The 12,573-nt window shown below is 30.5% G+C and carries 11 protein-coding genes; 7 read left to right on the top strand and 4 right to left on the bottom strand.

The annotated features are described in order from the left end of the window. Positions 1 to 58: 58 nt before the first annotated feature. From KGF46_RS16545 to cls, 4 genes are all read right to left on the bottom strand, one after another. Entirely contained in the window at positions 59 to 1,840 is a 1,782-nt protein-coding gene (locus KGF46_RS16545) for an NADH-dependent [FeFe] hydrogenase, group A6 (RefSeq protein ID WP_227830037.1), read from the bottom strand. A 22-nt stretch (positions 1,841 to 1,862) separates the two neighbouring features. Then, complete coding sequence (locus tag KGF46_RS16540) at positions 1,863 to 3,749, bottom strand: NADH-quinone oxidoreductase subunit NuoF (RefSeq protein WP_227830036.1); 1,887 nt, start codon at positions 3,747 to 3,749, stop codon at positions 1,863 to 1,865. A 16-nt stretch (positions 3,750 to 3,765) separates the two neighbouring features. Continuing rightward, the gene (locus tag KGF46_RS16535; RefSeq protein ID WP_227435580.1) at positions 3,766 to 4,263 is read right to left on the bottom strand and encodes a complex I 24 kDa subunit family protein; all 498 of its coding nucleotides are present in this window, start codon (positions 4,261 to 4,263) and stop codon (positions 3,766 to 3,768) included. A 316-nt stretch (positions 4,264 to 4,579) separates the two neighbouring features. Further along, a complete protein-coding gene (gene cls / locus KGF46_RS16530; RefSeq protein ID WP_227830035.1) occupies positions 4,580 to 6,061 on the bottom strand; it encodes a cardiolipin synthase in 1,482 nt (493 codons plus the stop codon). A gap of 318 nt (positions 6,062 to 6,379) precedes the next feature. Here cls and KGF46_RS16525 point away from each other — a divergent pair, with 318 nt between their 5' ends. The 7 genes from KGF46_RS16525 to whiA all read left to right on the top strand — a co-directional run bounded on the left by KGF46_RS16525 (position 6,380) and on the right by whiA (position 12,544). Then, a complete protein-coding gene (locus KGF46_RS16525) occupies positions 6,380 to 7,150 on the top strand; it encodes a formate/nitrite transporter family protein (RefSeq protein ID WP_227862182.1) in 771 nt (256 codons plus the stop codon). A gap of 273 nt (positions 7,151 to 7,423) precedes the next feature. Then, the gene (gene murB / locus KGF46_RS16520) at positions 7,424 to 8,338 is read left to right on the top strand and encodes a UDP-N-acetylmuramate dehydrogenase (RefSeq protein ID WP_227830033.1); all 915 of its coding nucleotides are present in this window, start codon (positions 7,424 to 7,426) and stop codon (positions 8,336 to 8,338) included. A 3-nt stretch (positions 8,339 to 8,341) separates the two neighbouring features. Beyond that, complete coding sequence (locus KGF46_RS16515; RefSeq protein ID WP_227830032.1) at positions 8,342 to 9,055, top strand: PHP domain-containing protein; 714 nt, start codon at positions 8,342 to 8,344, stop codon at positions 9,053 to 9,055. A 52-nt stretch (positions 9,056 to 9,107) separates the two neighbouring features. Further along, positions 9,108 to 9,965 (top strand): RNase adapter RapZ, encoded by an 858-nt coding sequence (gene rapZ, locus KGF46_RS16510; protein ID WP_227830031.1) that lies wholly within the window; start codon positions 9,108 to 9,110, stop codon positions 9,963 to 9,965. Between the two features lie 11 nt (positions 9,966 to 9,976). Further along, positions 9,977 to 11,083: a gluconeogenesis factor YvcK family protein gene (locus KGF46_RS16505; protein ID WP_227830030.1), complete on the top strand. Its 1,107-nt coding sequence runs from the start codon at positions 9,977 to 9,979 to the stop codon at positions 11,081 to 11,083. Between the two features lie 68 nt (positions 11,084 to 11,151). Beyond that, the gene (locus tag KGF46_RS16500; protein WP_003416968.1) at positions 11,152 to 11,577 is read left to right on the top strand and encodes an NUDIX hydrolase; all 426 of its coding nucleotides are present in this window, start codon (positions 11,152 to 11,154) and stop codon (positions 11,575 to 11,577) included. A gap of 16 nt (positions 11,578 to 11,593) precedes the next feature. Then, positions 11,594 to 12,544, top strand: coding sequence for a DNA-binding protein WhiA (gene whiA, locus KGF46_RS16495; RefSeq protein WP_227830029.1), 951 nt, complete (start codon positions 11,594 to 11,596; stop codon positions 12,542 to 12,544). Positions 12,545 to 12,573 lie beyond the last annotated feature (29 nt).

Below are 12,573 nucleotides of genomic sequence, written 5' to 3'. Positions count from 1 at the left end.
AAGCACTTTATACAATCCTTTTATTTGAGAATATTTTAGTTTCTCAATTTATTAAAATTTATTTAGCTTCTTCACAAGCACATTCTTTTGGACATTCTTCATAAATACAACTCTTATCAAAGTAATGAGTATGAAGGTATTTGTGAGCTACATCGCTATTTGGATCTCCAAAGAAGTCTTTATAAATAGCTTGTAAGTCAGGATTTTCATGAGACTTACGAATAGCCTTGTTTCTATCTATTTCATATAATGCATTTGCACGTCTATCAATTATTTCAGTATTACCATGATGGTAAGGTTGACCAGCTCCTCCAACACATCCACCAGGACATGCCATAACTTCTATGATATGGTACTTACACTCTCCACTTCTAACCTTATCCATCATCTTTCTAGCATTTTTAAGTGTATTTACAATACATACATTAACTGTAGTTCCATCAACATCTATACTTGCTTCTCTGATTCCTTTAAGCCCTCTAACATTAGTAAAGTTTACATTATCTAAAGTTTTGTTAGTTATCTTTTCATATGAAGTACGTAGAGCAGCTTCTAAAACTCCACCACTTGCTCCAAATATAGAAGCAGCACCAGTAGATTTTCCTAATGGATTATCAAAATCCTGGTCTTGAAGATTAGGTAAATCGATAGCAGCTTCTTTTATCATCTTAGCTAGCTCTCTAGTAGTTATAGAAAGGTCAACATCTAATATTCCAGATTCACTTAATTCTTCTCTTGAAGCTTCATACTTCTTAGCTACACAAGGCATTACAGATACAACATAAAGGTCATCTGGATTAATTCCTAGTATTTTAGGTGCATAGTAGTTCTTAGCTATAGAACCAAACATACCTTGAGGAGATTTACAGCTAGATGCTAGATTTAATTGGTCTGGATAATTGTGTTCTAAGAAGTTTACCCATGCAGGGCAACAACTTGTTAATATAGGTAGATTTTCACCTTTTTGAATTCTTTCTATAAATTCAGTAGCTTCTTCCATTATAGTGAAGTCTGCACCGAAGTTTGTATCAAATACATGCTCAAACCCAAGTGCTTTTAAAGCAGCAACCATTTTTCCTGTAGATATTGAACCTGGCTCTAATCCAAACTCTTCACCAATAGCAACTCTTACAGCAGGAGCAACTTGCACTACTATAGTTTTTTCTTTTTTATTTAAAACATCCCATAGTTTAGGCACATTATCTACTTCTGTTAATGCTCCAGTTGGACAGACAGATATACATTGGCCACAGAATGTACACTCTGTTTCAACCATATCAGCATTGAAAAATGTACTAACTAAAGTATTAAATCCACGATTAACTCCAGATAATGCTCCTACTGTTTGGATATCATTACATACAGTTTCACATCTTCTGCATAATATACATTTAGAATGGTCTTTAACTAAAGATTTAGTAGAGGTATCTTTACCTGCAAAAGACTTAGAACCTTGATATCTTATCTTTCTTACTCCTAAATCAGCAGCTATAGTTTGTAATTCACAGTCTCCATTTTTTTCACATATAAAACAATCTTGTGGATGGTCTGATAATAGTAATTCAACAATAGTTCTACGAGCATTTAATGCTCTAGCACTATTAGTTTGAACTCTCATACCTTCCTTTATAACTGTTCCACAAGCTGGAACTAAACCTCTCTCTGTCTCAACCATACAAACACGACAAGAAGCGCAAGTGTCAAGCTTATCTATTTCATTCATATGTAAATGACAAAGGTTATGTATTTTTATATTTATTAGTTTTGCAGCATCTAAGATAGAAGTTCCACTAGGTGCTGAAACATGTTTGCCATTGATAGTTAAATTAACTAAACTCATTGTTATTCCTCCTCCAAATAAGTTATTTCTTGATTATAGCATTAAATGTACAATTATCTATACAAGCACCACATTTTAGACACTTAGAAGTATCTATTGCATGTTGTTCTTTAACAGAACCTGTTATACAACCAGCAGGACACACTCTAGAACATTTTGTACAACCCTTACAAGCATCTGTTATGAAGTAAGAAAGTAAGTTTTGACATTTGCCAGCAGGACATTTCTTATCGACAACATGAGCTATATACTCATCTTTAAAATATTGAAGAGTACTTAAAACAGGGTTTGGAGCAGCTTTACCAAGACCACATAATGAAGCAGTTTGTATAGTTTCAGCAAGGTTTTCTAGGTCGTCTAAATCTTGTAGAGTACCATTACCTTCTGTAATTTTAGTTAATATTTCTAATAATCTTGTAGTACCTATACGACAAGGTGTACATTTACCACAAGATTCTTCAACAGTAAACTCAAGGAAGAATTTGGCTATATCTACCATACAGTCAGATTCATCAAGAACAAGCATACCACCAGAGCCCATCATTGAGCCTATAGAGCTTAATGAACCAAAGTCTATAGGTATATCTAAATGTTCAGTTGGTATACATCCACCAGATGGTCCACCTGTTTGAACTGCCTTGAAGTTCTTACCTTCAGGAATTCCTCCACCAATTTCAAATACAATATCTCTTAAAGTAGTACCCATTGCAACCTCAACAAGACCTACATTTTCTACTTTTCCACCAAGAGCAAAAACTTTAGTACCACTAGAATCATCAGTACCTAAGTTAGCAAACCAGTCTCCACCCTTAAGTATGATTGCTGGAATATTAGCAAAAGTTTCAACATTGTTTAAGCAAGTAGGAGATTTCCATAATCCACTCTTAGAAGAACTATAAGTCTTCATTCTAGGTTCACCACGTCTACCTTCAATTGAATGCATTAAAGCTGTACCTTCACCACAAACGAAAGCTCCTGCACCATATTTTAATTCTAATTTGAAGTTAAATCCAGTACCTAAAATATTTTCACCAAGTAAGCCATGTGCTTCAGCTTGAGCTATAGCTACTTTTAGTCTTTCTATAGATTTTGGATATTCAGCTCTTATATATATGTATCCTGTATCAGAACCTATAGCATATCCACATATTGCCATAGCTTCTAGTACACTATGAGGGTCTCCTTCAAGTACAGATCTATCCATGAATGCACCAGGGTCTCCTTCATCAGCATTACAGACAACGAATTTTTTATCAGTTGGGCCAGCAGGATTCTTTGAAGCAGCTTCCCATTTAGAACCTGTAGGGAATCCAGCTCCTCCTCTACCACGAAGACCAGAAGTCTTTACTTCTGCAATAACTTCTTGAGGAGTAAGAGATGTTAAACATTTACCTAGAGCTAAATAACCATCATTAGCAATATAATCCTCTAAACTATCTGGGTCTATAAGCCCACAATTCTTTAGAGCTATACGTAATTGTTTTTTGTAGAAAGACATTTCTTCTTGTGCTTCTACTTTTTTATTTAAAGATTCTTCTTCATATAATAATTCCTCAACAACTGTATTTCTAATTAAGTGATTTTGAACTATCTTTTCAGCATCAGATGGTTCAACTTTCACATAGAAAACGTTATCAGGATAAACTTTTACGATAGGACCTTGAGCACAGAAACCAAAACAACCTGTTAAGCGAACATCAACTTTGTCTTGTATTCCTGATTTTTTTATTTCATTTTCTAATTCACTAACTATTTCCATACTGTTTGAAGATGTACATCCAGTATCACAACAAACAAGTAATTCTCTTCTTAATACATTTTCCTTAGAATAATTTTTTCTTAGGCTAAGACTAGGTTTTAGCTCATCAGCTAAAACTTTTAATTCATCAAATGAATTTACTTTACGCATTATTTATTCACCCCTCTTAACAATTCAATTCTAATTCTCTATAAGTATCTAATATTTCGCTTACTTGATCTGGTTTTACTTTACCATAAACTTTACCATTTACAGTAACAACTGGAGCTAAACCACATGCCCCCAAACATCTTAAACCTTCTAAAGAAAATTTAAAATCACTAGTAGTTTCTCCAACTTTTATACCAAGCTGTTTTTCAAAAGCACTTAATATCTTATCAGCACCTTTTACAAAACATACAGTACCTAGACAGACACTTATTTTATACTTACCTACAGGTTCTGTAGTGAAATAAGAATAGAATGTAACAACCCCATATACCTTTGCAGGAGCTACTCCAAGTCTTTTAGCAACATGAAGTTGTACTTCTTTTGGAAGATATCCAAATATACCTTGAGCTTCATGTAGAACTTGTATCAAAGCACCTTCTTTTGTTGCAAGAGAGTCAATAAATATATCTAATTCGTCAAATAACTGCTTGTTGTGTGAAATAAAATCGCACATAACAAATCCCCCTTTTCTTTTTAAAGTTATTATTTTTCATAAAATAATTAACCATGCGTTGACACCAATATTATGTTGGTGAACAAAACCAAAACAATAAAGAAAGAATAATATACAACAATTTCTTTATTCATAAAAACAATGCAAAAAAGTTACCTATTAAAAAAAAAACTATACTAGTCTATTATAATATAAAATAATTCAGAATAGTTAAAAAAAATAAAAAAAATGGACTGAATTCAATAAAAAAAAAATAATATATATAAAAAACTTTAAAAAATAAACCAAAAGGTAAAATTTTTATAAAATAAAAGATTTATAAAACTGATGATAATAGTCGAGAAATTGATTCCTTGATTTTTATATAAGTAGACCTAGAATTATATACATCTAATGTTATTTCTTTTGAATCTAAAATATCATTTTCAAATATAACTCTTTGCTCTAGTGCTTTTTTTGAAGAGTACATAAAGGCATTTACTTCAAAATTAAGCTCAAAGCTTCTTATATCCATATTAGCTGTTCCTATAGAACATATAGAGTCATCTATAACTATTGTCTTAGCATGTAAAAATGCATTTTCACCATAAGTGTAGATTTTAGCTCCAAATTTTAAAAGTTCTCCAGCATATGAATATGATGCCCAGTATACAAAAGGATGGTCAGGTTTAGAAGGAATCATAATTCTTACATCAACACCAGATAAACAAGCTATTTTTAAAGTATCTATAAATGTTGAGTCAAGTATTAAATAAGGACTCTGTATATATATATACTTTCTAGCTTTCTGAATCATTTTAAGGTAACCATATTTAATTTCATCGAGCTCTGATATATCTGGACCACTTGATACTATTTGAATCCCAATATTTTCAGAAGGACAATCAGAAGGTGTTTCACTTTCTGCGAAGTACTTTTCTAAATCTAAATCTTCTTTAGTTGTATATCTCCAATCAAGGATAAATCTCATATTTAGGTCAATTACACAATCACCAGTAAGTTTAGTATGTGTATCTCTCCATAGACCAAATTTTGGATTTCTACCTAGATATTCGTCTCCAACATTGTATCCACCTACAAATCCTACTTTTCCATCAATGACAACAATTTTTCGGTGGTTTCTGTAGTTTAAGTTAAAGTTTACAATTTTTAAGAATGATGGAAAGAAACTTCCAACTTTAACACCACTTTCTTTTAATCTAGAAAGTGTACTATTTTTTAGTGTTCTACCACCAACGGCGTCAAATAAAAGTCTTACTTCTACACCTTCTTTGGCCTTATCTACTAGAATGTCAATTATTTCAGTTCCAATTTTGTCATCTTTGAAAATGTAAAACTGTATATTTATATATTTCTTTGCTTTCTTAAGTTCTTCAAGAAGAGTGTTAAAAAATTGACTAGACTCAGCGTAAATCCACACATCATTATTATTGGTATAATGAGCATTATTTGAATTAGCTAATGCATAAATCATATCCTTATGTTGATGTATTTCTGAATCAATTTCAGATGTAGATTGTAATTTAACTTGAGTATCTAGTATATTGCTTTTGATTATCTTATCGTCCTTTTCTTTTACTCTAAACATATTGTTTTTTGAAATATTTCTACCAAAAGCCATATAAAGTATAAATCCAAGAGCTGGTATTAATACTAATATAAGAAGCCATGTTAGAGTTGTGTTTATATTTCTCTTTTCTCTAAAAATGAGATTTAGTATAACCATGAAATTAATTACATATATTGTAGTAACTGTTATTTCATATATTGACATTTCGAAAAATGATATATTAAACATAAAATTTCCTCCTTTTGGGTATTTAGTAAAATCAGTAATTATATATAATAACTCGAACATATATCTATTATATATAATACCTCAATAATAAAAAAGTAAAATAAATAATCAAAAGGTAAATTTTTCAATTTAAATATAATTATTTCGAAATTAACAAAGTTAGTATATAATAAATAATATAATTATATAGACATAAGTATATATAAGCATATAGAAAATTTTTTATATTAATAAAATTTATTATATATCATATTGTTATTATATAATTATTGCCATAAAAAGACAAGGAAAAGTATAATTTTTAAGGGGGAAGGATTTATGAGTAAAGGATTCTTGACACCTGGGGAAACTGCACAAGCAACTATAAGTGCAGGTATTAAAAAAGCGAATATTTCAACACAAAATGCAATTTTATTAGGTTTATTTGGAGGAGCATTTATAGGTTTTGGGGGATTGGGGAGTATAATAGTTAGCCAGACTTTTGGTAAGATAGACGCAGGAATAGCTAGTTTTTTAAGTGCTATGGTCTTTCCAGTAGGTCTTATGCTTGTAGTGGTAGCAGGAGCAGAGTTATTCACTGGAAATACTTTAATGCTTATTCCGCTTATGGACAAAAAAATAACATTGGGAAAAATGCTAAGAAACTGGGGACTAGTTTATTTTGCCAATCTAGTAGGTTCACTACTTTTAGTGGCACTTGTATACTATTCTTCTACATTAACAGGGGATGTAGCTACAAAAGCCATAGCTGTAGCAGAAGCTAAAGTTAATTCAACGATAGTTTCAATGTTTTTAAAAGCAATACTTTGTAACATTTTAGTAGTTTTAGCTGTATGGATGGCTACAGCATCTCAAGATATAGTATCTAAGTTAGCTTCATGTTGGACAGTAATAATGTTATTTGTTTTATGTGGATTCCAACATAGTGTTGCAAATATGTTTTTTATACCAATGGGAATGGCATTAGGAGCAGATATTACTATGGTTCAATTAATAACTAATTTGGTATTTGTAACGCTTGGAAATGTAGTTGGAGGTTCTATAATAGTTGGAGGAATTTATTATCTTTGCTATGTGAAAAATAGTTAGATAAATAATACGAATTAAATAGCCTTTTAAAGCATTGATATCAGCGATATTGATGCTTTTTTTAAATTATTTATGTTCTTTTATATGTTGTTATTTTTTTTTTTTTACTTTATTATATATTTATTGAATATAGTTTGGAATTAAAAAACTTAAAAATATGAAATCTGTATGATAAGCAAAATCATATATTATTGAATATAGTTAATACTATACATTAATATAATTTAGACAATACTGACAACTGAAGTTTAGTATAATTTGGGAGGAAATACAATGAATAATCAAGATATATATGAAAATTTATTAAATATATTAAGCAAAGATGATATAAAAATAGATGAACCTATGAAAAAACATATCTCATTTAGAGTTGGAGGTCCAGCAGATATATTGGTTAGACCTAGAACTGAAGAACAGCTAAAAAATGTACTTCAGTTAGTGAAAAAAGAATCTATGCCATATTTAATAATTGGAAATGGTTCGAATATTCTAATTAAAGATGGTGGAATAAGAGGCATAGTAATAGAACTTGCAGACAACTTTAATTCTTATGAGATAAAGGGTACTAAAATAATTGCTCAGTCAGGAGCTTTATTATCTGTTTTAGGTAAAGCTCTACAAAAACAAGAACTAAAAGGATTTGAGTTTGCCTCAGGTATACCTGGAACATTAGGTGGAGCATTAGCCATGAATGCAGGAGCATATGGTGGTGAAATGAAAGATATAGTAAAATCAGTAAGATTAATAGATATGGAAGGCAATATCTTTGAACTGTCAAATGAACAGATGGAATTTGGGTATAGAAAAAGTATAATAGCGAAAAATGGATATATAGCTTTATCAGCAGAAATAGATTTGCAAAAAGGAAATTATGATGAAATAAAAAGTTTAATGGATGATTTAACAACAAGAAGAACAACTAAGCAACCATTAAATTTTGCTAGTGCAGGAAGTACATTTAAAAGACCAACAGGATATTTTGCAGGTAAGTTAATAGAAGAAACTGGATTAAGAGGACTTACTTTGAGAGGTGCTCAAGTATCTGAGAAGCATTGTGGATTTGTGGTTAATTTAGGAGAAGCAAGTGCTAAAGATATTTTAGATTTAATATATGTTATAAAAAGTTCTGTATATGCCAAGTTTGGGGTTATGTTGGAAGAAGAAGTCAAAATACTTGGAGAGGATTAACAAATGAAGATATTGGCTGATTATCATACACATACATTATATAGTCATGGTAAGGGAACTATTGAAGATAATGTAAAGGTGGCCATTGCTAAAGGGATAAAGACAATAGGAATATCAGACCATAGTTATAAGCATATTGCATATGGTGTAAAGACGAAAGATATTCATAAAATGAGAGAAGACGTAAATTCTTTGAATGATAAATATAGTGATATAAATATACTTTTGGGTATGGAGTGTAACATATTAGATGATAAAGGTAATATAGACATGGATGACAAATTTATAAAAGAACTTGACTATATCATGGCTGGATACCATTTTGGTTCTACTCCTACATCATTTGGAAGTTTATTAAATCATTGTAATAATTATATTTTTAAAACTGAAAAAGCAAAAGAGTATAATACAAAAGCTGTAATAAATGCTATGAATAATAATGATATTTTTGTAATTACACATCCTGGTGATAAAGGTGATGTATATATAGAAGAAGTAGCAAAGGTAGCAAAAAAGACAGATACGAGGCTTGAAATAAATAGTAGCCATTCTTTTTTAAATGTAAAACAAATAAACGAAATAAAAGAAATAGGAAATAAATTTATAATAGGGTCAGATGCACATTGCCCAGAAAGAGTGGGTGATTTTAAACGAGCTATGAAAGCTGTATATGATTCAAATATGGATATATCATTAGTAGAAAATATTATAGTGTAATAAACAAAAGATAAAAGTGTAATAGACTGAAGATAAAAAGGAGGAGTTAGCAATGAAATTTGTTATAGTTACAGGTCTTTCAGGGTCTGGAAAAAGTGAAACAATGAGAGCTTTAGAGGATATGGGATTTTATTGTGTAGATAATCTACCTCCTGCTTTGATAACTAAATTTGCAGAATTATGTTATCAACCAAACTCAAGTATTGATAAAGTTGCTTTAGGTATAGATATAAGAGGAAGAAAGTTTTTTGAAGCTCTTCATGAGAGTTTAAACTACTTGGAAAAAGAAAATTATGAATATGAAATGGTGTATTTAGATTGTAATGATGATGTATTGTTAAAGAGATATAAAATGACAAGGAGAAATCACCCATTGGCGAAAGACATGCAAATTCCAGAAGGTATAAAAATGGAAAGAAAAATAATGGAGCCTTTAAAGGGATTTTCTACATGCATAATTGACACAACTAATATGAAACCGAAAGACCTTAAGGAAGAAATAAAGAAAATATACTCTTCTGGTGAAGAGAATCCTAATCTAACTATATCTGTAGTATCTTTTGGATTTAAACATGGTATACTTGCTGACGCAGATTTAGTATTCGATGTAAGATTTCTTCCTAATCCATATTATATTGAAGAATTGAGATCTAAAACTGGTGACGATAAAGAAGTCAGAGATTATGTCATGAATTCTAAAATTAGTGAAGAATTTTATGTGAAGCTTTTAGATATGATTCATTTCTTAGTACCTCAATATATAGAAGAAGGAAAACAACATCTAGTAATTGGTGTTGGATGTACAGGTGGAAGACATAGGTCAGTTACTATAACAAATCTTATAGCGGAGGATTTATCTAATAAAGGATATAGAGTTGTAAAAAAACACAGAGACTCTATGTTACGATAATGGAGGCAAACATGGCTAAATTACTTATTATTGTAGGAATTTTAGGTTGGATTGCATTAATTGTATCGTTATTTATATATAAGAAAGCAAAAAATGAAAAAGTAAGGTTATTTCAGAGGTCTGTTATCGAAAATAGAGACCCCAATGTAGTAGTAATAGGTGGAGGAACTGGTCAATCAGTGTTTCTGAGGGGGCTTAAACACTCTACACAGAATATAACTGCGATTGTTACTGTTGCTGATGATGGTGGAGGTTCAGGAGTATTAAGAGAAGACTTAGGAATGCTTCCACCAGGAGATATAAGAAATTGCCTATTAGCACTTGCAAATATAGAACCAACTATGAATGAAGTTATGCAATATAGGTTTACAGAAGGACTTTTAAAAGGTCAAAGTTTTGGAAATCTATTTTTAGCTGCTATGAATGGATTATATGGAAACTTTGAAAAAGCTGTGTATAAATTAAGTGAGATTTTTGCTATAACAGGTAGGGTTTTGCCAGTAACACTAGAAGATGTAAACTTAGTTGCTAAATTAAAAAATGGTGAAATAGTAAATGGTGAATCTAGTATACCTGAAGAATCAAAGAATCAAAAAAGTTCTATTGATGAAATTTTCTTAAATCCTAAAGATGTTAAACCATTAGGAGATGTTATTGCATCTATTTATGATGCTGATATTATAATTATGGGTCCTGGAAGTTTATATACGAGTATAATACCAAATCTACTTGTAGATGGTGTTGTAGACGCCATTAAAGCCTCTTTAGCACCAAAAGTGTATATATCAAATATAATGACTCAGCCAGGGGAAACAGAAGGATATAATGTATTAGAACATGTTAATGCGATAATAAAGCATACTGACAATAATTTGATAGATTATGTGATAGCAAATAACGAAATATTGCCAGAAGGAATGCTTGATTTATATAAACAAGATGGAGCAGAACAGGTTTTACTAGATAAAAAACAAAAAGATAAGTTAAAAGAGATGGGTATAAAAACTGTAGAAAAAAATTTGATTGAAATAAAAAATAATTATATAAGACATGATGCAAAATATATATCTAACATAGTTATTGAGTTAGCCCTAAGTCATAATTACAACAAAAGTTAGTAAAAAAGGATTTTAAAAAAAAGTGTAGAAATCCTTATCATTATGTTAGTTTTAAGGAGTGAACATCGATGAGAGAAGAGGTTAGTGCTGGTGGTGTAGTCCTGTTTGGCAATACAATTCTTTTACTAAGGAAGTTCAATGGAGATTGGGTGCTACCCAAAGGAAAAGTAGAAGAAGGGGAAAATAACCAAGAGGCAGCGTTACGTGAAGTAAGTGAAGAAACTGGAGTAAAAGCAGATATATTGAAATATTTAGGTGAAATACACTATACATTCAAAGAAAACTGGGATGAAAATAGAGCAGTTCATAAAACAGTTTTTTGGTACTTAATGCAAGCGAAAAATATGGATACTATTCCACAAAAAGAGGAAGGCTTTATTGATGCTAAATTTATCCATCTAGATAGAGTGGTAGACCTAGCTAGGTATGATGATGAAAAGGAGATAATAAAGGTTGCCTTACAAGAAATAAAAAAAAGGTTAAAGAAAAATTAGTTAATGGGTGATATATATGTCTTTTTCAACTGAAACCAAAAATGAACTAGCGAGAATTGTATCTGAGAATGAATGTTGTAATATAGCTGAACTGTCAGCTCTAGTTAAATCAGGGGGAAGTATACAAATTGTTGGATATAAAAAACTAAATTTAAAAATAACAACAGAATTAAACTCAATAGCCCGTAAAGTCTTTAAGTTATTAAAAAAGAATTTCAGCATAAATACTACAATTTCTGTAAATAAAAATCAAATGTTAAAGAGAAATAATAGTTATGTGTTAATGGTAACAAGTGAAATGGGTTCAGAAATGTTATTAAAAAAGTTAGGTGTATTGGAAGAAAAAGAGGGATTTTTTACTATAAATATAGTTCCAGAAAGTTTAGTTAAACATGATGGATGTAAAAGAGCCTTTATAAGAGGAGCTTTTCTTGGTGCAGGTTCTATAAGTGACCCAGAAAAAAACTATCATATGGAATTTGTAACGAACAATGAGGATTTTGCAGATTCATTAAAAGAACTTATAAATTCTTTAGGCTTTAATAGTAAAATTGTGGCTAGAAAAAATAACTATGTTGTTTATCTTAAAGAGAGTGAACAAATATCAGATTTGTTAAGTATTATAGGAGGACACCACGCTCTTTTAAGTCTCCAAAATACTAAAATAGTAAAAGAAATGAGAAACAATGTAAACAGAATAGTAAATTGCGAGACAGCTAACCTTTCTAAAACAGTAAATGCAGCCGTAAGACAAGTAGAAAATATTAGACTAATACAAGAAACTATAGGGATTAGTAGCTTACCAGAAAATTTACAAGAAATAGCCAAGATTAGAATTGAGTATGAAGATATGACTCTCAAGGAGCTTGGAGAGATGTTAGACCCGCCAATAGGAAAATCTGGTGTCAATCATAGACTTAGAAAAATAGAAGAAATCGCAACAGACTTGAAAAAAAAATCATTATAATAAATTTGAGGGGACAATCTCAAAATAAG

Source organism: Clostridioides sp. ZZV14-6153, assembly GCF_020657855.1.
Lineage (GTDB): Bacteria > Bacillota > Clostridia > Peptostreptococcales > Peptostreptococcaceae > Clostridioides.
The sequence above is the reverse complement of the archived record's forward strand: the minus strand, read 5'-3'. Positions and strand labels throughout refer to the sequence as shown.